The 22958-nt window shown below is 43.9% G+C and carries 16 protein-coding genes; 6 read left to right on the top strand and 10 right to left on the bottom strand.

All coding sequences use genetic code 11. The annotated features are described in order from the left end of the window. Positions 1–182: 182 nt before the first annotated feature. Both L3V35_RS09040 and L3V35_RS09035 read right to left on the bottom strand, forming a co-directional pair. A complete protein-coding gene (locus tag L3V35_RS09040) occupies positions 183–794 on the bottom strand; it encodes an OmpA family protein (protein WP_065205487.1) in 612 nt (203 codons plus the stop codon). Continuing rightward, positions 794–2101 (bottom strand): TolC family outer membrane protein, encoded by a 1308-nt coding sequence (locus L3V35_RS09035; RefSeq protein WP_065205486.1) that lies wholly within the window; start codon positions 2099–2101, stop codon positions 794–796. The genes L3V35_RS09040 and L3V35_RS09035 overlap by 1 nt, the downstream gene beginning before the upstream one ends. 301 nt (positions 2102–2402) lie before the next feature. Here L3V35_RS09035 and L3V35_RS09030 point away from each other — a divergent pair, with 301 nt between their 5' ends. From L3V35_RS09030 to fabV, 4 genes are all read left to right on the top strand, one after another. After that, positions 2403–6212, top strand: coding sequence for a VCBS domain-containing protein (locus L3V35_RS09030; protein ID WP_237299408.1), 3810 nt, complete (start codon positions 2403–2405; stop codon positions 6210–6212). Positions 6213–6654: 442 nt separating this feature from the next. Next, entirely contained in the window at positions 6655–7284 is a 630-nt protein-coding gene (locus L3V35_RS09025; protein WP_237299406.1) for a TetR/AcrR family transcriptional regulator, read from the top strand. Between the two features lie 55 nt (positions 7285–7339). After that, positions 7340–9622 (top strand): acyl-CoA dehydrogenase, encoded by a 2283-nt coding sequence (locus tag L3V35_RS09020; RefSeq protein ID WP_004734682.1) that lies wholly within the window; start codon positions 7340–7342, stop codon positions 9620–9622. Between the two features lie 209 nt (positions 9623–9831). After that, a complete protein-coding gene (gene fabV, locus L3V35_RS09015) occupies positions 9832–11034 on the top strand; it encodes an enoyl-ACP reductase FabV (RefSeq protein ID WP_237299405.1) in 1203 nt (400 codons plus the stop codon). 474 nt (positions 11035–11508) lie between these two features. On the opposite strand, the gene L3V35_RS09010 is transcribed toward fabV, so the two are convergent. Both L3V35_RS09010 and L3V35_RS09005 read right to left on the bottom strand, forming a co-directional pair. Further along, positions 11509–13191 (bottom strand): aspartate:alanine antiporter, encoded by a 1683-nt coding sequence (locus L3V35_RS09010; protein WP_017077841.1) that lies wholly within the window; start codon positions 13189–13191, stop codon positions 11509–11511. 250 nt (positions 13192–13441) lie between these two features. Continuing rightward, positions 13442–13705: a GrxA family glutaredoxin gene (locus tag L3V35_RS09005; RefSeq protein WP_009847069.1), complete on the bottom strand. Its 264-nt coding sequence runs from the start codon at positions 13703–13705 to the stop codon at positions 13442–13444. A 515-nt stretch (positions 13706–14220) separates the two neighbouring features. On the opposite strand from L3V35_RS09005, the gene L3V35_RS09000 reads away from it, so the two are divergent. Further along, entirely contained in the window at positions 14221–15513 is a 1293-nt protein-coding gene (locus L3V35_RS09000; protein ID WP_108155564.1) for an iron-containing alcohol dehydrogenase, read from the top strand. A 108-nt stretch (positions 15514–15621) separates the two neighbouring features. On the opposite strand, the gene L3V35_RS08995 is transcribed toward L3V35_RS09000, so the two are convergent. From L3V35_RS08995 to L3V35_RS08975, 5 genes are all read right to left on the bottom strand, one after another. Then, on the bottom strand, positions 15622–16476 hold the full coding sequence (locus L3V35_RS08995; RefSeq protein ID WP_004734686.1) for a MurR/RpiR family transcriptional regulator: 855 nt from the start codon (positions 16474–16476) through the stop codon (positions 15622–15624). Between the two features lie 359 nt (positions 16477–16835). Further along, on the bottom strand, positions 16836–18479 hold the full coding sequence (gene panP, locus L3V35_RS08990; RefSeq protein ID WP_237299403.1) for a pyridoxal-dependent aspartate 1-decarboxylase PanP: 1644 nt from the start codon (positions 18477–18479) through the stop codon (positions 16836–16838). 119 nt (positions 18480–18598) lie between these two features. Then, complete coding sequence (locus L3V35_RS08985) at positions 18599–19126, bottom strand: hypothetical protein (protein ID WP_004734688.1); 528 nt, start codon at positions 19124–19126, stop codon at positions 18599–18601. 174 nt (positions 19127–19300) lie between these two features. Then, positions 19301–20206: a lysine exporter LysO family protein gene (locus L3V35_RS08980; protein ID WP_171312065.1), complete on the bottom strand. Its 906-nt coding sequence runs from the start codon at positions 20204–20206 to the stop codon at positions 19301–19303. A 54-nt stretch (positions 20207–20260) separates the two neighbouring features. After that, positions 20261–21181 carry an HDOD domain-containing protein gene (locus tag L3V35_RS08975; RefSeq protein ID WP_004734690.1) on the bottom strand — a complete coding sequence of 307 codons (921 nt, stop codon included), beginning with the start codon at positions 21179–21181 and terminating at the stop codon, positions 20261–20263. Positions 21182–21539: 358 nt separating this feature from the next. On the opposite strand from L3V35_RS08975, the gene L3V35_RS08970 reads away from it, so the two are divergent. Beyond that, positions 21540–22121 carry a TfoX/Sxy family DNA transformation protein gene (locus L3V35_RS08970; protein ID WP_004734691.1) on the top strand — a complete coding sequence of 194 codons (582 nt, stop codon included), beginning with the start codon at positions 21540–21542 and terminating at the stop codon, positions 22119–22121. A gap of 161 nt (positions 22122–22282) precedes the next feature. On the opposite strand, the gene L3V35_RS08965 is transcribed toward L3V35_RS08970, so the two are convergent. Continuing rightward, positions 22283–22825, bottom strand: coding sequence for a hypothetical protein (locus L3V35_RS08965; protein ID WP_004734692.1), 543 nt, complete (start codon positions 22823–22825; stop codon positions 22283–22285). Positions 22826–22958: the final 133 nt, after the last annotated feature.

The raw sequence follows: 22958 nt of genomic DNA, 5'->3' as shown, positions 1-22958 counted from the left end.
TACTCACTGAGTAACAAGTCAACTCCTGAGTAGCAAGAAGAGTCACAGAGTCATCCCTCGACTCATGTGACAACAAAGAACAAAAAAGCCGTGATGGGCAACCCCATCACGGCTTTCTTGATCTCGCTGTTAAGCTGTCTTTGTAAGATAACCCGTCTTATAGATTTAGTGACAATGTCACGTTATTTTTCTAGCGTGGTAAAAATGGTCCACTCTTCAACGATTTGTTCACTTAACCCAACCACGGTTGCCGTTACCTTACGGTTTAGTGCATGAGAAGTAGCATCATCCCCCTCGTTTTCTAGGCGTTCTTCACCATAACCGACAATTCTCACTCGATCTGGCTCTATACCATTCGACAGTAACTCATCTTGAACATTGTTCGCTCGTTTTTTTGATAAATCTAAGTTGTATTCGTTGGAACCCACTTTACTCGCGTAACCTTGTATTTCAATCGACGCACTTTTGTAAGTCTCAAGGAATTCAGCCATCGTGCTGATTTGATCAGAAAATATTGGGTTCACTTCAAATGAGTCATGAGCAAAGAGTATTTTTAACTGTCTGACTTCTTCTGCTCGAATCGTTTCACCACAGCCGTCATTGTCGACTTGTGACGCTTCAGGCGTTCCTGGGCAGGTGTCTCGAGCGTTTACCACACCATCGTTGTCGTCGTCTTGCAGGTCTGCAATCTGTTCTGCTTCAGGTGTCTCGATGTAAGCCTCTTCCTGTTGGCTAGAACAGGCAAATAAAGTCATCGTTAATACGGGAAGTAATAAGTAAGTTACTTTCATCATTAATACTCCATAGCCGTTGTCCACTCTTCTGGAATATCAACCAGTAGAGCATTCAATAAAGAACCTGTTGCGTTCATTACACGGTATTTAGCGTACTGCTCAGAGTAATGGGCATCCAGATAATCTTTGCGGGCTTCAAATAGTTCGTTCTCAGTGTTGAGCAAGTCAAGCAGAGTCCGTTTGCCTATTCGGTATTGTTTTTCATATGCGATAACAGTTTCCGAAGCTGAATCAACATGATCAGATAGGAAGTTCTTTTGTTGTAGCGTGAGATCTAAGGCGCTCCATGAAAGGCGAAGGCCTTCTTCCACTTGGCGATAAGCACGATCTCTCAGATCTTTTGCTTTGTTCAATTGGTAAGCAGCAGCTTCAGAATTAGCACTGTCAGTTCCACCGTTGTACAAGTTATATCGCATTCTCAGCATCGCTAGCGTTTCTTGACTTGAGCCTTCATCGCCACCTGCATCGTCACGCCATGACTGTGATGCTTCAATGGAGAAGGTAGGGTAGTTCACGCCTTTCGATTGTTTGTATTGGAAGTGCGCAGCGTCAACATCAGCTGCCGCGATTTTGATCACGGGGTGTTTGTCCAAGGCATCAACAATGGCGTCCGTTAACGACAAAGGAATTCTAGAAATATCAGCTCTTGGGTAAATTAAACCTAGGGGTTCTTGACCTACCACACGTCTAAATTGGGTATGTGTATCGATCAAATTATTCTGTGCAGCCAATAAGTTACCATGAGCTTTTGCAATCCTAGCTTCTACTTGTGACACATCCGCTGTTGAACCTATACCAGAATTAGCTCGTTTCTTAATATCTTTATAGATTTTCTTGTGTATTGAAAGGTTACTTTCTGACAGTGCCAACACCTCAGTGGCTTTCACTGCGTCTAGATAGATTTGTGTTACCTCCAGCGCTTTGTCTTCGGCATCTGCGATCAATTGTAGACGAACCGACTCGGCTTCTGCGGCGGTACGATCAATGTCGTATAGAGTTGCGGAACCATCCCACAGCAATTGCGTGAGGGAAATCGTCGCTTCCTTTCTTGTTAGATCGGTATCGGGGCCGTTATTTGGTGCAGGATTTATGCCTTCGTAACCAATACCAGCATCAAGGTCGATACTGGGCTTGTACGCTCCTCCAGATGCATCATTACGTTTTTTCACGCTCGCATATTCGTTGAAGATGCTTTTTATCTCTGGATTCGTTGCCAAGGTAATAGCGACAGACTGTTCTAGAGTTTGAGCGGTGAGTGGTGCTGCAGCAACTAAGCAACACATGATGGATAATTTAAACAATTTCAAAGTAGCTCTCCTTCTACTTTCAATGTCTCATCCGTTTCCCAACCTACGTTTCCCGTTAGATTGAGAGAAGGGTATTAAACGAAGCTTAGGACATTTGCAAAAAAATGCGAAGTTTGTTGGTTTTTTTTTGAATGTAAGTCGCTATTGCTATTGACTAATTTGAAAATCGCCAGATTTACACGCTTCTAGTGAGTTGATTATCAATAGTGGCACTACTAAATTTAGTGTAGGAAATAGCCACAGCGCAGAGTGGGATTGAATCCGCGTTTGGCATGTTCTGGGCAGAAGTGGGAATATGGATATGGGAAACATCAACCTAAATATACTAGGTCTTGCTAGCGGGAGTGTTGTGCTCGACGCTCAAGGCCAAGTTAGACGTTTGTCTCCGGGCGAACAACCAGCGGCTAGCGACGTAATTATCAGTTTTGATACTAGTGAAGAAAATGTGCCAAGTGTTTCTGCACGTTTTGTAGATAACCAGGGCCAACAAAATGCACTAGATACTGATGATGCGATCGCTCAAGTTCAGCGTGCTATTGAAGAAGGATTTGATCCAACGGAACTAGGAGATGAGTTTGACACTGCAGCTGGTGAGGAAGGCTCGAGTTTGACCAACAGCGGTAGGATTGAACGTACTGGGGCTGAAACTCAAGCTGCCACGAATTTTGAAACTGACGGGTTTGAGTCTCAAGGATTGTCAGAAACTCAAAGTATTGCTCTTTTTGATATCATCGCTTTTGCGCTTATTTCAGGTGAAACTAACGTTATTGAGTTTGAGCAGGATGAACCAATTGAAACCGGTGGCGCTTTAACCAGCGACGACCCGGACGTTACCTTTATTGGCAAAGAGGTCGCTGGAGACAATGACCTCGGTACCTTTGTCGTCAATGAGGATGGTACTTGGACCTTCGTAGCCAACAGTCCTTATGATGAACTTGCTGACGGAGAGCAAATTCAAGATACAACCACAGTACAAACTTCTGATGGAGGTGAGCAAGTCATTACAGTCACAATTATTGGTACTGATGATGCGGCTGTAGCCACTGATGATTCAGGCAGTGTGACTGAGGACATTGATGTCGATGACATCACCAACCAATTAGTGACGTCTGGTCAGATCGTGATTACAGACGTAGATAGCGACACTCCTACCTTTTCAGCTGATGGTGAGTTTAACCTCGTAGGTTCAACAAACGACTCACAACTTGGCGTATTGAGCATCGAACCTGATGGCGCTTGGACTTACGTAGTCAATAACGATGACGTGCAGTACCTAGACGACGATGAATTCGTGACAGAGGTTTATACCGTTACAGCCAGTGACGGTACCACGAGCGAAGTAACCATCACTATCAACGGTGCCGATGACCCATCTGATATAACCGTTGGCGAAGGTGATTCAGACACAGGTGAAGTGACTGAGGATGTGGATGTTGACCAAGAGAGCAACAACTTAACAACCTCCGGAACGCTCACCATCACCGATGTAGACGACAACGACGTTGCTGCTTTTGAACTAAATGGTACGTTTAATCCAGAAGGTTCGACCAATGATACCGCGTTGGGTATGTTGACTATTACCGACGATGGCGAATGGACGTATATCGTCAACAACGATCTTGTGCAGTATTTAGATGACGACGAGACAGTCACCGAGGTTTACACGGTTACTGCGATTGACGGAACTACAAGTGAAGTGACTATCACCATCAATGGTGCCGATGATCCATCTGAGATCACCGTTGGTGAAGGTGACTCTGACATGGGTGAGGTGACGGAAGATGTCGATGTCGATCCAGAAAGCAACGACTTGATGGCGACGGGAACACTGACGATTACCGATGTTGATGCTAACGATGTCGCGGCTTTTCAACCTAACGGAACGTTTAATCCAGAAGGTTCGACCAATGACACCGCGTTGGGGATGTTGACCATTACCGACGATGGTGAATGGACGTATGTCGTCAACAACGATCTTGTGCAGTATTTAGATGACGACGAGACAGTCACAGAGGTTTACACGGTTACTGCGATTGATGGAACCACCAGTGAAGTAACCATTACCATCAACGGCGCTGATGATCCATCCGAGATTACCGTTGGTGAAGGTGACTCTGACATGGGTGAGGTGACGGAAGATGTCGATGTCGATCCAGAAAGCAACGACTTGATGGCGACGGGAACACTGACGATTACCGATGTTGATGCTAACGATGTCGCGGCTTTTCAACCTAACGGAACGTTTAATCCTGAAGGTTCGACCAATGATACCGCGTTGGGTATGTTGACGATTACCGACGATGGCGAATGGACTTACGTCGTAGACAACGACGATGTGCAATATCTTGATGACGATGAATTCGTCACCGAGGTTTACACTGTTACTGCGATTGACGGAACCACCAGTGAAGTGACTATTACCATCAACGGTGCCGATGATCCATCCGAAATTACTGTCGGGGAAGGTGACTCAGACATAGGTGAGGTGACGGAAGATGTTAATGTCAATCCTGATACCAACGAACTCTCGGTTTCTGGTACTTTAACGATTACTGATGTCGATACCAGTGATATGCCGGCCTTTAAGCCTAATGGTGTGTTTAGCCCTATTGGGTCTACTTATGCACTTGCTTTGGGGATGTTAACGATTACTCCCGAGGGGGCATGGAGTTATGTCGTTGATAATGATGCCGTTCAATATCTCGGTGACGACGATACCGTTATTGAGAACTATGTGGTCACTGCAATTGATGGTGTTGAACATGTCATCGAAATAACGATCAATGGTGTCAACGATGCCCCTGAAGCGACCAGCTTTGTGGTGGTTAATGATGACGATGCCGTGATCCCAATTCTGTTCGACTCTGAAGATGGCGGCATGCCTGATTACATCTCAGATATAGAAGATGATCACAATGAGATACCTCTAAATGTTCGCATTAACACCTTGCCAACCAGTGGCACCCTTCTTTATACCGATGAAAATGGAGACACCAGGGAAATAGTGCAGTCCGATGTGGATAGTGGTGTGTTGTTTGTTCCAAACAATATTAGCTTCGTTGCTGGGCCCGGAGAGATGTTTGAAATGGGCTTTAGTGGCGATCCTGAGGACATGCCTGAACTTATTGATGGCTTCTATAACTGGGGAGTGGCGGTATCACCAACCGAAAGGCTAATTACCTTAGCTAACGGCAACACAATTACATTATCTATTGAAGACAATAACGATAAACCGCTTGAGCAGTACCAAGGGGAACAACCTCACGTCGGCTTTGGTATTGGTGACTCTGACGGCCAAGGAATGAACATGCAAGAAACCTTGGTCTTAGATTTTACCAACAATCCACTTGAAGTCGTTCAATTTGGATTAGATGGGTTGGGCGGGTCGTTCAACACAAATAGTAATGTTTATGTTGAAGTACTTTATACTTTCGCTGACGGTACAACCCACACAGAGCAGTATCAAAAAGACGAAGGTGATACTGGTCATGAGCAGATTCTTTACGACTTCAGTTACTCATCACCAAGTAATCCAATTGTTGGAATGGAGCTGTCATCGACTGGGGGCAGTTGGGAGTTACGTTATGTACAAGGTAATGAAGCTGTAACCGATGACCCTCAATTTGACTATGTCGCAGTAGATTCAAATGGCGCTGAAAGTACAGTCGAAACGGTGACGGTTGATATTGAAGAACCACAACAATATAACGTGATCAGTGCTGCGAGTAACGAGCCTTTATTTGCGGGCTCTGGGAATGATCTGCTTATTGGTGATAGCGATGACAATATTTTCACCTGGTTAGACTCTGCACTCGACAATGGTACAGACATCATTAGAGACTTTGAGCTTTATACCAATGGCTCTGGTGATTTAATTGACCTCAATGATCTGATTGAAGATCCACAAGACGAAACGCAAATGGCCGAGCTTCTTGATATGATCGAAGTGTCGGTCGATGGCGAAGACATCGCTTTGTCTATTCCAATCAATGGTGGAGTCGACGTTCAAACAATCGTGGTAGAAGGGATTGCTACGGAAATGGGCGCTTCGGTTGATCTTGGTAGTGATCTCGCAATATTGGGAGAACTTATCAAAAACGATGCAGCTTAGTCGGTATCGTGAAGTGTTCTATGGCTTAACGTAATGAAAGCCCTCGGTTTCGGGGGCTTTTTTGTACCCAGCATTAGCCGAAGAAAAATTGCCTGAATCATAAGCAAAAAAAAGCCCAAACCAACACGGTTTGGGCGGATACAAGTATAGGAGTTAATAAGGAAAATGCAGTAATTAAGAAAGCAGGGGAGAGACAAGTTTGACGGCCTGTTAAACTTCTAAATACTCTGTTTTCTACTTAATTTATGACCCTCCATTTCTATTTCAGTTCCAAGAAAATTCATTAATTTTTCCTTTTTTTGTAAACATGCATCGATTCAATCGCTTAGTGAATAAAGCGATTAACTGGTACGACCAATTTGTGAAAATGTGATGTTGCTTGCTTGTTAAATAAATGTACTAAGCGTATATTTCAAACAGTTGTTTAATACGAGTGATTGAAATGGCACCAAGAAGTACAACCAAAGACAAAATCTTAGATGTGGCTGAAGGCTTATTTGCTGAGCACGGTTTTAATGACACCTCTTTACGCACCATTACGGGTAAAGCCAATGTCAATCTTGCTTCAGTGAACTACCACTTTGGCGATAAGAAGACTCTGGTTCGTGCCGTATTAAATCGATACTTAGAAGCATTTATGCCTGCACTGCAAGACGCTTTAGTGAACTTAAACTTGAACGAAACGTATTCTATGAGTGATGTGTTTGAGTCTTTAAGGCAGCCGCTAAGAGCACTGAATGATGTAAGGCCAAATGGTACGAGTCGATTTATGTTACTCATTGGTCGAGGTTATACGGATGTGCAAGGGCACTTGCGTTGGTTCATTACCACTCGCTACAGCGAAGTACTGACTCTGTTTACCAGCTCAGTGATGAAAGCCAACCCGAACCTCACTCAAGAACAGTTATTTTGGCGATTGCACTTCACCCTAGGGACTTGTGTATTCACCATGGCATCTAGCCAGGCTCTGATAGAAATTGCAGAGAATGACTATGACAGAGAGATAGATGCTAAGGCAGTGGTCGATATTCTCATTCCATATTTAGCCGCTGGCATGTCAGCAAGAGAATAAAACAATAAAAAGCAAAATATTCACAAACAATATAGTGAACAAAAGGATCTGAACTATGAGCTCTCTAAGACAAAAATGGGTAAGTGACCCAGCTTTTAAACTCTTTAAAAAAGTACTACCACCACTATCTAGCACCGAGAAAGAAGCGATGGAAGCGGGTAGCGTGTGGTGGGACGGAGAGCTGTTTTCTGGTAAACCAGATTTCACTAAGCTTCACCAGTACCCAAAACCTCAGCTGACAGCAGAAGAGCAATCGTTCATGGATAATGAACTTGAAACTTTGCTCGCTATGCTTGACGACCACAAAATTGTGAAAGAAGACCGAGACCTTCCAGAGGAAGTTTGGAACTTCTTACGCAAAGAGCGTTTCTTCTCGCTAATTATCGCGAAAGGGTACGGCGGTCGTGAGTTTTCGGCGCACGCCAACTCTACAATCGTAACCAAGATTGCAACTCGTAGTATCAGTACTGCGGTTTCGGTAATGGTTCCAAACTCTCTTGGCCCTGGTGAGCTACTTTCTCACTACGGTACTCAAGATCAAAAAGACTACTGGCTACCACGTCTTGCTGACGGTACAGATATCCCTTGTTTCGCACTAACAGGCCCTGAAGCGGGTTCTGATGCGGGTGGTATCCCTGATGTCGGCACTGTGTGTATGGGCATGCACGAAGGTAAAGAGACACTAGGTATCAAACTTAACTGGAACAAGCGTTACATTACGCTAGCACCAGTGGCAACGGTACTTGGTCTGGCTTTCAAACTGCACGATCCAGAAAAGCTACTGGGTGACAAAGAAGACATTGGTATCACTTGTGCGCTTATCCCAGCTGACCACGAAGGCGTTGTGATTGGTGAGCGTCATGACCCTCTTGGTCTTGCGTTCATGAATGGTCCAACTCGCGGTCACGATGTATTTATTCCTATGGAGTGGCTAATCGGTGGCGCAGATTACGCAGGTAAAGGCTGGCGTATGCTGGTGGAATGTCTGTCTGCAGGTCGTGGTATCTCATTACCAGCACTGGGCACGGCGATGGGTCACCTAACTGCGAAAACGACTGGCGCATACGCTTATGTTCGTAAGCAGTTCGGTATGTCGATTGGTAAATTTGAAGGTGTTGCAGAGAGCTTAGGCCGTATTGGTGGTTTAACGTATCTATTAGAAGCGACTCGTACACTGACAACCACTTCACTGGATATGAAAGAGAAGCCGGGTATCGTAACGGCAATCGCGAAGTATCACATGACAGAAATGGCTCGTACTATCCTGAATGACTCAATGGATATCCACTCAGGTCGTGCAATTCAAGATGGCCCAATGAACTACTTGGCTGCGCCTTACCTAGGTATTCCAGTTGCTATCACAGTAGAAGGTGCGAACATCCTAACTCGTAACCTTATGATCTTCGGTCAAGGTGCGACACGTTGTCACCCATACGTATTGAGCGAAATGGAAGCGGCAGCGAACCCAGACGAGAAGCAAGGTGCAAAAGATTTTGATAGCTTGTTGTTCAAGCACATCTCACACGCCACTAAAAACACCTTCGGTGCTTTTGGTGCGGCACTAACGGGCTCTAAGTTCATTAAAGCCGACATGAGCGGCCCAACGAAACCTTACTACCAAGATTTGACTCGTTTAAGCCGTGCGCTTGCAGTCAGTGCGGATTTCGCAATGTTGACATTAGGTGGCGAACTGAAACGTAAAGAGCTTATCTCTGCACGTTTGGGTGATGGTCTAAGTTACCTATACATGGCTTCTGCTGCACTTAAGAAGTATGAAGACGAAGGTCGTCAACAAGCTGACTTAGACTACGTACATTACGCGGTTCAACACTGTTTCCACAACGCGGCTAAATCGCTACAAGAAGCGTACCGTAACTTCCCGAACAAGATGGTTGGGAAAGTACTTAAAGGTCTAGTTTTCCCTGTAGGTAACCACTTCGAAAAACCAAGTGATAACCTAACAGTTCAACTAGCAGAAAGCTTGATGACTCCGGGCGCACACCGTGAACGTCTGACTCACCTTTGCTACATCGGCAAGGAAGAGGATGATAGTGTTGGTCTTATGGAGAACGCTTTCAATGCGATGTACAGCATCAAGCCTCTGGAGCGTAAGATCTTCAAAGCAGTGAAAGAAGGCAAAGTGGCTCGTAAAGGCTTGCTGGCAGACAAATTGGCTCAGGCACTTGCTGCCGATGTTCTAACGCAAGAAGAAGTCGACCAAATTGTTGCTGCTGATAAACTACGTTACACAGCGATTCAAGTTGACCACTTCAGTCATGACTTTAGTGAAACTTTGACGCGAAAAGAGTTAAAACCTAAGCTAAATAGCGTTGCTTAGATAACGAAATGATAAAAGGCACCTATTAAGGTGCCTTTTTTGTTTTTGTCGTAGAAGTCTCAATAGAAGCGTTAACAAATGGCGACTTAGTCAGCAAATATCAGTTGAGTGCTCCAACCACTTGCATTTTCACCACATTTTTACAGAAATTAGATGCCATTTGCGCACGAAACTCTTATCCTTAACCTGATTTTTTAAGGAAGTTGAATATGATCATCAAACCTCGAATTCGCGGATTCATCTGTACTACAACACATCCAGTCGGTTGTGAAGCTAATGTAAAAGAACAAATTGCTTACACAAAAGCTCAAGGCCCAATCGCAAACGCACCTAAACGTGTACTAGTTGTTGGCTCTTCAAGTGGCTACGGCTTGTCTTCACGTATTGCGGCAGCATTTGGTGGCGGCGCTTCTACTATCGGTGTTTTCTTCGAGAAAGCCGGTACTGAGAAAAAAACTGGCACAGCTGGTTTCTACAACTCAGCAGCGTTCGACAAGCTAGCTAAAGAAGAAGGCCTGTATTCAAAAAGCCTTAACGGCGATGCTTTCTCTAACGAAGCAAAACAGAAAACAATTGACCTGATCAAAGAAGATCTAGGTCAGATCGATATGGTTGTGTACTCACTGGCGTCTCCAGTGCGTAAAATGCCAGAGACTGGCGAAGTAATTCGTTCAGCTCTTAAGCCTATCGGCGAAACGTACACATCTACAGCTGTAGATACAAACAAAGATGCGATCATCGAAGCAAGCGTTGAGCCTGCTTCTGAAGAAGAGATCAAAGACACTGTTACTGTAATGGGCGGTGAAGATTGGGAACTTTGGATCAACGCACTTTCTGAAGCAGGTGTTCTGGCTGACGGTTGTAAGACTGTTGCTTACAGCTACATCGGTACCGAGCTAACGTGGCCAATCTACTGGGATGGCGCGCTAGGTAAAGCTAAGATGGATCTAGATCGTGCAGCGTCAGCGCTTAACGAAAAACTAGGCCAAACTGGCGGTACTGCAAACGTTGCTGTTCTTAAGTCTGTTGTGACTCAAGCAAGTTCTGCGATTCCTGTTATGCCTCTTTACATCGCTATGGTGTTCAAGAAGATGCGTGAAGAAGGTATTCACGAAGGTTGTATGGAACAGATCTTCCGTATGTTCAGCCAACGTCTATACAAAGAAGATGGCAGCGCAGCAGAAGTGGATGAAGTGAACCGTCTACGTCTAGACGACCTAGAACTTCGTGACGACATTCAAGAGCATTGTCGTAACCTATGGCCTCAAATCACAACTGAAAACCTAAAAGAACTGACTGACTACGTTGAGTACAAAGAAGAGTTCTTGAAGCTGTTCGGTTTTGGTGTTGAAGGCGTTGATTACGAAGCTGACGTTGATACTGCTGTTGAATTTGATGTAGCTGACATCTAATTCAAACAATCGAATCAAAACGAAATAGGCGCTCATTGAGCGCCTATTTTTTTGTCTGTCGTTTGAGGAAAGAGATTAAAAGCAGACATGGAAAAATAAAAGCAGATGCGGGATACGAGTGGCGAGATGCGAAAAGATTTAAGAGCGGATGTAGGATTCGAGTGGCGAGATGCGAAAAGATTTAAGAGCGGATGTAGGATTCGAGTGGCGAGATGCGAAAAGATTTAAGAGCGGATGTAGGATTCGAGTGGCGAGATGCGAAAAGATTTAGGAGCGGATGTGGGATTCGAGTGGCGAGATGCGAAGAGAAGTTAAGAGCAGATGCGGGATATGAGTTGTGAGATGCGAAGAGATTTAAAGAGCAGACTTGGGATGCGTTAAAAGCTGAGAATAAGTAATAAAAAATGCACTAATCCAAAGATGAATTAGTGCATTCGAAATATCTAAGCTTCGCTGCTTTTAAAGCAGTAGACGCTAGCTAATGATGATGATGAAAGTACCTGCTAAGGTCATCAATATATTGGCAATCGCGTACGTACCCGCGTAACCCAGAGCTGGGATAGTTGAGCGAGCGTGGTCATTTACGATGTCCATCGCCGGAGCACAAGTTCGCGCGCCAATGATGGCACCAAATAGCAGAGCACGGTTCATCTTCAATACGTAAGCACCCACCAAGTAAGCGAAGAATACCGGTAGCACACTCACTACTAGAGCAATACCGATGACCTGAGGGCCTACTTGCGTTAAGTGTTCAAACATCTTACCACCGGCACTCAAGCCGATACCGACCATAAAGAACATCAAACCTAGGTCTTTGACCATGTTCAATGCTCCCTGAGGCACATAACCGAAAGTAGGGTGGTTTGCTCTTAAGAAGCCAAGCATGATGCCGGATAAAAGCAGGCCAACCGCATTACCTAACCCAAACGACACCTGACCGAATGTCATGGTGATCAAACCAAACAAAATACCCAGAATGAAGAAGCTACAGAAGGCCATCAAATCCGCCATTTGGCTGTGGATTGAGATGAAACCAATTTTCTCAGCTAGGCCGTGAACACGACTCTTTTCACCACTCACCTGCAGGACATCGCCTTTCGAAAGCACGATATTTAAGTCCATCGGCATTTCAATTTGAGCACGTACTACGCGGTTAAGGAAACAGCCGTATTCAGATAGGTTCAAGTCGGATAGGCGCTTACCTGCGATGCTGTCACTCTTAACGACGATCTCTTCTTCAACGATACGAAGATCGAGAAGGTTACGGTCGAAAACCTCTTTACCATTACGGAAGCTCGGGTCGAGACGCGCGTGGCTATCAGGGAAGCCTACCAATGCGATCTCATCACCTTCTTGCAGGATCGCATCACCATCTGGGTGGGCAAGAATACCGTTACGACGAATACGCTCGATGTAACAGCCCGTTTGGCGATAGATACCCAGTTCACGAAGGTTCTTACCGTCTGTCCAAGATATAAGCTCTTGTCCTACGCGGTAAGCTCGTATGATTGGAAGGTAAACCTTACGTTGCCCTGAAGCACCTAAGCCACGCTCTTGGGCGATTTGCTCAGCTGAATCGTGTAGGTTAACTTTCTGAAGCTTTGGAATAAGGCGAGCAAACATAATCATACTGATTAAGCCAACTAAGTAAGCCATCGCATAACCAACTGATAGGTTCTCGATGATCAGGCCTATATCCATGTTTCTTGGTAATTCTGCAAGCCCAGAATTCAGAGCATCTTGAGCACCTACTAATATAGGCGTTGCTGTTAAGGCCCCCGCCATCATGCCTGCGGATAAACCAAAGCCTAACCCAAGGTAGTGGCTACTGAAATACGTTAAAGCAATTGCGGTAGAGAGAACCACAAGGCTCAGAATGAGATAATGCTTACCGTCTCTGAAGAAGATACCGAAGAAGTTTGGTCCAGCTTCAATACCCACACAGTAGATGAAAAGCATGAAGCCAATCGTGAGCGCATCAGCGTTAAATGAAAAACCAAGATGTCCCATGATAAGGGAAGTAATCAGAACACCGATTGAATTGCCGAGTTGGAGGCTACCGAAACGAATTTTACCAATGGCTAATCCAATCGATAAAACAACAAAGATGAGGAGAATGGGGTTTTGTTCTAACAGAAAAACAACGTCGATATTCACAGTGGTCGCTCAATAATTGGCGTGAAACACAGGGTAAGTTTAAGAGGTGAATTGTATCTAAATATAAATAAAATATAAGCGATATTTTGCTATTTTACTTGATTTTGACTTTATTATTATTCCGTACGAAAACTGGTCATAAAAAAAGCCCGCTACAGTGAGCGGGCTTGATATAAATCGTACAGTCTAACGCGTAAATTAGTCAGCTGTTTAAGGCCGTAGCCTCGATTCTCGTATGAGAAATCCTAGCTTAGTCGAAAAGACCTAGGTTTTCTTTTGCGTATGCTTCAAATTCTGTGCAGCCGCCGATGTGGTCTTGGTCGATGAAGATTTGTGGCACTGTGTCTACAGGCTTACCAACAGTCTTCTCTAGGTCAGCTTTGCTGATGCCTTCAGCGTGGATGTCAACGTAACGGTAGTTGAAGTCATCGCGTTTAGCTTTAAGAGTTTCAGCATGCTCTTTTGCACGAACACAGAATGGGCAAGCAGGGCGACCAAAAATAACTACAAACATTTAATTTCTCCTAAATACGGGATGAGGCTCGTTAACTCAATTATGTTAACTATTCTTTAATGAATGCCACTCAAAATTTCTTAAAACCAACTATGCCTCAATGCCATGGGGAAATAAAGATGGAATTGCCTCTTAATACGATAGGTTTTGCCTATCAGCGCAAATATTAATCATAAAAAGGCAGGGTCGCGTTCACTGGCCTCTACCATTGTTAAGTACCCTTAATATTAGAGTGTGAATTACCCCTAAGATTGCGACTTTAATCCATCTTTAGTGTGACAAGTTGCACCTCGTCAAAAAAATCAAACACAGAACGAGGCATCTTATCATTGGGTATAGAACCATATTCGGTAAGCTGCCTGATGTAACCCCATTTTAGTCTGCTTGTATTTAAGATGCAGGCATTGTGTTGTAAGTACAAAAGTTACATTCCGAAGGTTAAATTCCAAAAAAACAAGAATTTCAAAAAAACCAAGAGTTCGTAGTTTTGTTTAGTCATAGGCGCAGGAGGCTCCATGTTTCAATTTATGACATCTACAAAGATCATCTTTGGTGATGGGGCACTTCCCGCTTCATTGTCTCTCTTTAATCAATACGGCTACAGCGTGTTATTGGTTACTGGAAATACATTAGAACGCACCTCACTTGTTACTGATTATCTAGATGCGCAGAGTATGCGTTACCAGCACATTGCCGTTTCCGGTGAACCCAATATCAAAATGGTTGAAGAGGCTGCCACGTCTGCTCGGCGATTTAAACCTGATATGGTGGTGGCAATGGGTGGTGGCAGTGCCATTGATATGGGAAAAGCGTTAGCTGCGGTTTTACCTAATCAAGGTAATTTATACGACTATGTTGAAGTGGTTGGGCGTAATGTTCCTCTTAAAACCAAACCACTGCCGTTTATCGCTATTCCAACCACAGCGAGTACTGGCGCTGAGGTTACTAAAAATGCGGTACTTAAATCAGGCCAAGACCAAGTCAAGATAAGCCTTAGAAGCCCAGACATGCTAGCTGACGTCGCGATTGTTGACCCAGCATTAACCCATGGCACTAATCCGTATTTATCTGGCCGCGGCGCTATGGACGCATTTACCCATTTAATGGAAGCCTATGTGTGTGGTGAACCGAATCCGTTAACCGATATGATTTGTGAAGAAGGGTTGCGTAAGCTGAGTCGTTCTGTCATTCAGGCGTGTATCTATGATGAACCTCAAGCGCGTTCTGATCTTGCCTTCGCTTCTATGCTCGGAGGAATGGCGATAACCAATGCTAAGCTCGGCGCTGCGCACGGGTTAGCTTCTGCGTTAGGAGGTAAAATTTCTGCGCCGCACAGTGTGATTACAGCGCGCTTGGCGCCATTTGTGATGTTAGAAAACATAGCCGTAGCGAAAGAGCAGCAAAGAAACGACATATTAGCGCGTTATCAGCGAATCGCTCAGATAGTGACGGGTAACGTAGAAGCAAAAGAAGAAGAGGCGATTGCTTGGTTATCTGAAGTGTTGGATACACTCAAGCTACCAAGCTTACTTGAATTTGGTGTCTGCGAAGCTCAGTTTGATGAGGTGTCTGCCGATGCGCTCAAATCAGTGGCGATTAAAGGAAACCCTTTACCGTTGAATCAAGAGAGGCTTGTACATATTCTGAAGCAGGTTTGCGAGGAGTGCAGTTGTGGAGAAGGGGATCATGAGGAAGCTTCAATGAATCAAGTTGTGCAAGAACAGGCTGCCGAGTCGAGTTTTACCATTATCAACTCTTATGCGTCTGAGAATAATGTTGTAGAGAAAGGCAATAGCTGGACGATCTAACGGTCTTCGAACAGTTCACGGCATAAACCATTATAAACAGATAAATAAAAACGGAGCACTAGGCTCCGTTCTTTAATTCAACTTGTTCTCAGTTCATGCCTTAACAGATTAAAACTGAGAATACTTCTCGTAACGTGAATCACGAAGTGACTCTTTCACTCGCTTTAGGTTCTCTCTGAAACCAGAACCACGACGAAGCGTAAAGCCTGTTGCTAGCACATCAATAACCGTCATCTGAACAACGCGACTTGCCATTGGCATGTAAACGTCAGTGTCTTCCGGTACATCCAATGAGATAGACAGCGAGCTCGCTTTATCTAATGGAGAGTCCTTCGCAGTAATTGCGATAACGGTTGCGCCGTTCTCGCGAGCTAAGTTCGCAATCTCAACTTGGCTTTTTGTGCGGCCAGTGTGAGAGATCAGAACAATAACGTCGTTGTCACTGCAGTTAATGCAGCTCATGCGTTGCATCACGATGTCTTCGAAACAAGTGATTGGGATATTGAAACGAATGAACTTGTTTTGAGCATCTTTGGCTACAGCAGAAGAGGCACCCAGTCCGAAGAATGAAATGCGTTTTGCTTGAGTCAGCAGGTCAACCGCACGGTTAACTTGCATCGCGTCTAGACTGTTTTTAGCTACGTCTAGACAAGCCATAGTTGATTCGAAAATCTTATGCGTGTAAGCATCTGGACCATCATCTTCTTCAACATTACGATTCACATAAGGTGTACCGTTCGCCAAGCTTTGAGCTAGGTGAAGTTTGAAGTCAGGAAAGCCCTTTGTGTCTAAACGACGACAGAAGCGGTTAACTGTAGGCTCACTCACGTCAGCCATTTTAGCTAAGGTAGCAATGCTAGAATGAATTGCAGTTTGAGGGGAAGCCATGATTACTTCGGCTACCTTACGCTCAGACTTGCTGAAATTTTCCAGGTTTTTTTGTATTTTTTCTAATGTATTCATAGTGTTCACAAGGGTATAGAGAACAACTTGCTAGTTAATATCTTTTACCAGGGGGTATGGCTGAAGCAAATATCAGTAAACACAAAGCCAAAGTTATATTCGGTCTTGTAAATACTGCTGCATCAAATAGATATCAAGCTAACTAGCACCATAGAGTCAGTATAAACCCAACATACTATTTACTAATACAAAAACACGGCATGAATGCTTAAGAATATGACAAACCTCAACAAAATTTTAGAAAACTACAGAATTGGAAGAGAGTTTGAGCAAAAAGAATGCAAATTGAGTATGAACTGACAGCTTAGTTACATCAAAAAGAAAGAAATTTTCAATTTGATGCAACTAAAATTGAATGACTATGCGTTGATTTGCGTAACCAGTTTAGTGATTTTACTCATCAAGTTAGGTGCTAGTGTAGAGATTTCACGCTGTTCTTCAAGCACTGAAGAAAGAATATCATTACCTGTCAGTGGATTTGCTAACACCACCCGGAAAACGATGATTGGTTGATGCGCCCATGCTTCGGGATTTAAGCGCGTTCGCGATACGAAAGACTTGCCTGTTTCACGCTGCTTCTTTTGAATAAACTTGGTCAGTTCATTCAGTAGCTCATTCAGTTCAACGCGTTTTGTTGCGTCAGCTTTAAGCAGCGCCGCTTTAACTGGTTCAGGCACGTAGCGATAAGTCAGTAGGCACAGCTCAGGCTCTGAAACCAGTTCGAAATCGCTTTGATTTTTAATCAGGTCGGCAAAGTAGCGCGCTTTGTTGATGCTTTGGTCGATTAGCAGTTCGTAGCCAGGTCGGCTGATGATGTGCATCGACGCATAAACAAGCATTGCCATACCGGAACGAGAGCCTTCTAACGTATGACTACCAAGATCTTTCGAACCCTTACGCAATATGTATTGAGCATGATGTTCGATCGCTGTCATCGCATCTGGTTTCTTAAACAGCACCATACCCGCACCCATAGGGATATAAAGCTGTTTATGTGCGTCAATCGTGACTGAATCTGCTAGCTCGATGCCATCAAGCAGGTGACGATGATTGTTCGACATCAGAGTCGCACCGCCCCAAGCTGCATCTACGTGGAAGTGACAATCTGTTTCGGCACACACCTCAGCAATGTCTCTTAGCGGGTCGATATTACCAGTTTCGGTTGTACCAGCCACACCAATGACGGCGAAAGGTTTGATCTTGTTCTGCTTGAGTTGCTCGATCTTGAGTCTTAGATCGTCAGTGCAAATGCGGTTGTCGTTATCCGTCTTAACAGACACTAGACCTTCTTGACCAATACCAAGGACATCTGCGGCTTTTTTCAGAGAGTAGTGACCACGTTCAGAAACTAAGATGGCTAGGCCTTCGTAGTCGTAGTGTTTCATGGCTTTAAACAAGCCTTCTTTTTCTACACCTTTGAATGAGCCTTGTGCCTTCAGCGCATTGTTGCGTGCAACCCAAAGCGCAGTAATGTTCGCGATGGTACCACCAGAACAAAACGCACCCAAAGAGTGGTTCGCACTGTGCATCCAGCGTGAATAAAACTGATCGTCATCTTGGTAGATCAAGCGATGTAGCATACCCAGAACTTGACGCTCCAGGGGCGTGAAAGCTTTGGAGGTCTCAATTTTTACTAGATTCTGATTCAACGCAATCATGATCTTAGAAAGCGGCATCAGAAAGTACGGCAGAGCAGACGTCATGTGGCCAATAAAACTTGGCGAAGACGTATGAACCGAGTGAGACACGAGAGAATCGAGGAGATGCTCAGTATGTTCAGAAACAAACTCAGGCTGCTCAGGGATATGAGCATTTGAAAAATCTTTCTCAATTTCACGCAGCGGCTTTTCTTCAGCCACAATGTGTTCACGTAAGAATTGATTCAGGTTTCGTGAAAGTTTGTCTTCAATTTGAGTGAGTGTTGAATCTGGGCCTTCAGGTACCGTGAAGATACGTAAAAGACTGTCGAAGCTAACATCTGCTGTTTTTTGTTCCGTAACCATAGCAAGCGATTTATTGTTTTTTATATTGACGCGAGCGGGACAATCTAAACGAAAACGGGAACAATGTCCCGTCTTAATTATGAAATCCAACTTCTCAAAAAAGCATATTAAATGAGGGGTTATTTACACTTAATCGCTTCAAGTTTAGTAATTGACTGATTGTAGCGTTGCAGTGCCGTATCGATTTGCTTAGGGTGGCTAAGCAATTCTGCAAAGGCTGAGCGTAGCTCGTAGTTTTGAGCATGAGGCGTTGACTGGCGGTCGTCGAACGTTGTTTTCGCGATTTTACCTAGCTCATCATCACGTGTTGATAGCGTTTTAATGTCGTGTTGCTCTAGTTGTAGCCAACCTTCGACAGGTTGTTCTGTAGCCACTTTGCTTGAGTCGTTCACAAGGTAGTAGTTTACTGCAGCACGATTAAGCTCAAAGTGGTGCTTACGACCTTCTAGGAACCACTCACTGACTTCTGTTAGCTCTGGGTATTGCTCAGAGGTCAATGCAGCAAGGTCGGCATACCAATTCAAAGAGGCGTCGATGTACGCATCATATTTTTTTGCTTGGCACTGGTTTGTTTCAGACATTGAATCTGCTGCAAAAGAGAAAGTAGAAGTTGAAGCTAGCAGTAATGCGACGCAAAGGCGTTTCATAGTGGTTCCTTTTGTAAGTTTATTCTTTTTATAACTTTGTCGTTACAGGTTACCGTGATCGTTATTTGTTGAGCAATGACACTTAGTGTCTTTTTATTTCGGTAACTGTATCGGTGTCTTGGGCATGGGTATTCGAGTTGCATTCTAATCTAAAACAAACGCTATTCCTGCGATCTAGTTAGCAAGAGATACAAAGAACAACATCAAAATCGGGACAAGCAAGCTTAGGATAAAGCCACTGACGATAGCGATAGGCACACATCGCACACCGCCTGTTGTTTGAATGACAGGTAGAGTGAAGTCCATCGCCGTAGCACCTGCATAGCCTATAGAGGTACACGGATAGCTGCGAATCAGCACTGGAATCAGTACTAAGGCAACTAACTCTCTTAACAGCTCAAGCATGAAAGAAGCACCGCCATAAACAGGGCCAAAGGCGTCACCCATCAAGATACCAGCCAGAGAATACCAACCAAATCCAGAAGACATAGCCAAGGCTTTGAACAGAGGGATATCCAGAATGTAAGCCGCGATAACGCCACCTAGCATTGAGGTGATGATAATCGTGATTGCGATGACCATGCCGTGTTTGTTCAGCAAAATTTGTCGAAGTGTTAAACCGCTATTACGCAGTTGAATGCCAATAAAGAAGAGAAGTACAAACAAAATCCACTCACTGGCGGTATCAACCCAATCAAGGCCAATAGGGAGCACTAAGCCAGCGATAAGGCCTGAACCCACAACTAGGATCAGTTTGGCAGACTCCATCGCCATCGAAGAGAGGGGAAGCTTCTTTTTGCTGCTGTCGGTTTTGAGTGGCAGTAACTTATCAATAGCGGGTAGCGCCATCAGATTACAGACGCTTAAGCAGACAAAGAAAGTGATGGTGTAAAGAAGGATTGTCTGCAGATTACTGCCTAGGTTATCGAGGGCGGCTAAGCTTAGCCCCATTAACGCGAGAATCACGTAGATCAACCGCGATGTCGAGCGGTTGATAAATTCTAGCGTCTGATCGTTCGAAATAGAAAAAAGATACCCCACGACGAGTGGTGCAAATATAAAGATCATCCCTGTAAACATGCTTTCCCCATTGCATTTACTTCATATTACATTTACTTGTCACTTAACAGTGACTTAGAAGCCACTAGTATTGATCACGTCGCTTAGCTTTGCATTAAAATCATGTTTGCTCAAGTTGCTTAATTTATAAAGCACCTCTGCACCTGTCACGTTAAGTTCAACTTCGTGATCATCGATGTTCTCATCCTTGTTTCTGAACATCAGCAGGTGATTAGCGATTCGAGCAATATCCAAGTAAGACACTTCGCGTTCTTCGTGGCTATTAATGGTATTACTGCACACATCAATAAAGTCGCTGTCGAAGCCCCAACGATTAAGCACCAGTTTACTGGTTGCGGAACATTGGCCTTGGAATATTTGTAGGGCGATATCGTGGTCTAGGTAATTGCCATTTTCGAGGTAGAGATGGTATTCGCTAACTAAACAGAATAAACCAATGTCAGCCAGTAACCCAACAAGCAGTGACTTCTCATGTTCAAGGTAGCGGTATTCAATAGGGGAGAGTTCTTTGAAGCCGTTGGTAACCAGTACCATAGTGGCGCCGAGTTCTTTGGAGACAGAAGCGCTCTGAACCAGTAACTCATTACACTCTTTGCTCAGGTTGACTGAATGCTTGAGTTGTTCAATAGCCTGAGCCGTAACGATGTCACGCACTCTTAATATGCCAAGGCGTGACACAGCCGTCATCATATCGACGCAAGTAATGTTGCGTCTGTTGAATACGACAGAGTTAGCCACTCGAATGACGACAGCAGTGAGGCCTGGGTCTTCAAGTAAGCATTCGGCAACTTCGGCAATCCCGGTTGATTCGAGAGTGCAAAGCTTTTGAATTTTCAGTACAACGTTAGGGATAGGAGGAAGTGTTATTTTTCCCGCTGAAATAGAATGGCCAACAAGTTGGGCAAACTCTGATTCTAGACCCTTTAAGAGAAGAGCCTTATTTTGTGGTAGCCAGAAAAACGATAAATGATTCATAAAAAAAGTAACAACATGTATGTTCTGCCATTTTACAAGCCGCGATGCTGTGAAGCAATACTCATCCGACGACATAACCTTGAATAATTTGAACGGGTGTATCACTGGGTGTCGAAATTTAAGCATAGTTTGATAGTTTACTGTGATATCAATCATGAAAAATCATAATACTCAATTGATTGATGTGAACTAAGCCCAGACTTATTTTTCTTTTCGAAGTATCATTTATTTAAAGGTGGAAAACGAAATCATAATATTCACCTAAAGAATAAAAAAATAGATTAAAAATTTTTCGCATAAAAAGCTGCTTGTCTGGTAATGAACCTAATCGGGGTAATTTGATTAAGGATCAACGGATATGACCGAGACAGCATTTATTAATTACGTGAATCAATTTGGTGAGCATCAAAAACGTTCTATGTTTGGAGGTATTGGCCTCTTTCAAAATGACGCTATGTTCGCTTTATTGAGCGAAGGTTGTTTATTCATCAGAGGTGGAAAGTCATTAGATAAAAAACTGACGGATCTTGACTGTGAAAAGTATCGTCATGTAAAAAAACAGACAACAGCTACCGTAAATTATTACGATATTACTGATCTTTTTACATGCGAACATCCTGAATTGGATAGTATTATTCGTACTTCAATCGATAATTCAATTCAGCAACGTAGCTTTAAGAAATCATCCGCTAGCCGTCGATTGAGAGATCTACCAAACATGCAACTTACGTTAGAGCGCATGGTTAAAAAGGCGGGTGTGGACGATGTTTCAATGTTTATGCAGTTGGGCGCGCCTGAAGTGTTTAATAAGGTTCGTAAAGCGTACGGAAACGATGTTGACCTAAAACTACTTTGGAAATTTGCGGGTGCAATTGATGGTATTCACTGGAAACTATTACAAGAGCCACGCAAGCAGCAATTATTAAAGGGCTGCCACTAAAGAAGTTTACCTTATATGCTTAAGATTATTACTAATAAATAAAAACCGAGGAATGTCCTCGGTTTTTTTGTTTCTGTCTTAGCCGGATTTCTTAAAAGACTAAGTATCAAAAGGCTAAGTGCTCATGGAGAGCTTATTTGCTAGGGCTTGAGCGTTAAGTATTAGTACTTGAAACGAGCCGTGAACATTAGCTGATCACCGTAGAAGTCGTTAATACGAGCTTCAGCACCTAAAGAGAAAAGCTCTGTAGAATGGAAACGCGCGTAAACAGAACCCGTCCAATCATCGTTGTCATCGATAGAAACGTAACCACCTTTACCACCAACTTCTAGTTGTGGGCCAAGCCATTGGCGAACACCAACGTTGATTTCCATACCGATATCAGTAGAGCTTGAGTTTTCAGGCTGAACGATACGAGCTAGCATTTCACCTGTTAGGTCTGCCCAGTTGTTTAATGGAGCGTGGAAACCAAGACCTACAGCTGAGTCGTAATCGCCTTCAAATTCTGAATCGATACGTGCTATAGCGTGAGCATTCGGGTGAATTGACTTACTGAACGCGCCACCAAATGTTACTGGGCTAGCACCGATACGTGCTTCAAAGTAATCGTAGTTAAAGTTGCTCATTACTTGTGGTTGTTCATCAACAGCTAGTGCTTGGCTAGAAGCCAATAGCATAGCGGTAGTAAGTAGAATTTTGCGCATAACGACCGTAAACCTTTATTTAGTGTTAATTCCTTTGGCTTGAGAAAAATCAGGCAAACCATAAACATTGAGACAGTTTAATCTAACTCGTGGAAAAGTAATCCATAAAAATGCCAATCCTTTGCCATTTAGT

The organism is Vibrio sp. L5-1, assembly GCF_021728315.1.
Taxonomy (GTDB): domain Bacteria; phylum Pseudomonadota; class Gammaproteobacteria; order Enterobacterales; family Vibrionaceae; genus Vibrio; species Vibrio splendidus_K.
Note: the sequence above shows the minus strand (reverse complement) of the source record. Positions and strands in the feature narration are given on the sequence as shown.

Excerpts from the sequence above, each read along its gene's own strand:
- L3V35_RS09040 (WP_065205487.1), bottom strand. The coding sequence starts at position 794 with ATGATGAAAGTAACTTACTTATTACTTCCCGTATTAACGATGACTTTA.
- L3V35_RS09030 (WP_237299408.1), top strand. The coding sequence starts at position 2,403 with ATGGGAAACATCAACCTAAATATACTAGGTCTTGCTAGCGGGAGTGTT.
- L3V35_RS09025 (WP_237299406.1), top strand. The coding sequence starts at position 6,655 with ATGGCACCAAGAAGTACAACCAAAGACAAAATCTTAGATGTGGCTGAA.
- L3V35_RS09020 (WP_004734682.1), top strand. The coding sequence starts at position 7,340 with ATGAGCTCTCTAAGACAAAAATGGGTAAGTGACCCAGCTTTTAAACTC.
- fabV (WP_237299405.1), top strand. The coding sequence starts at position 9,832 with ATGATCATCAAACCTCGAATTCGCGGATTCATCTGTACTACAACACAT.
- L3V35_RS09005 (WP_009847069.1), bottom strand. The coding sequence starts at position 13,705 with ATGTTTGTAGTTATTTTTGGTCGCCCTGCTTGCCCATTCTGTGTTCGT.
- L3V35_RS09000 (WP_108155564.1), top strand. The coding sequence starts at position 14,221 with ATGTTTCAATTTATGACATCTACAAAGATCATCTTTGGTGATGGGGCA.
- L3V35_RS08995 (WP_004734686.1), bottom strand. The coding sequence starts at position 16,476 with ATGAATACATTAGAAAAAATACAAAAAAACCTGGAAAATTTCAGCAAG.
- panP (WP_237299403.1), bottom strand. The coding sequence starts at position 18,479 with ATGGTTACGGAACAAAAAACAGCAGATGTTAGCTTCGACAGTCTTTTA.
- L3V35_RS08985 (WP_004734688.1), bottom strand. The coding sequence starts at position 19,126 with ATGAAACGCCTTTGCGTCGCATTACTGCTAGCTTCAACTTCTACTTTC.
- L3V35_RS08980 (WP_171312065.1), bottom strand. The coding sequence starts at position 20,206 with ATGTTTACAGGGATGATCTTTATATTTGCACCACTCGTCGTGGGGTAT.
- L3V35_RS08975 (WP_004734690.1), bottom strand. The coding sequence starts at position 21,181 with ATGAATCATTTATCGTTTTTCTGGCTACCACAAAATAAGGCTCTTCTC.
- L3V35_RS08970 (WP_004734691.1), top strand. The coding sequence starts at position 21,540 with ATGACCGAGACAGCATTTATTAATTACGTGAATCAATTTGGTGAGCAT.
- L3V35_RS08965 (WP_004734692.1), bottom strand. The coding sequence starts at position 22,825 with ATGCGCAAAATTCTACTTACTACCGCTATGCTATTGGCTTCTAGCCAA.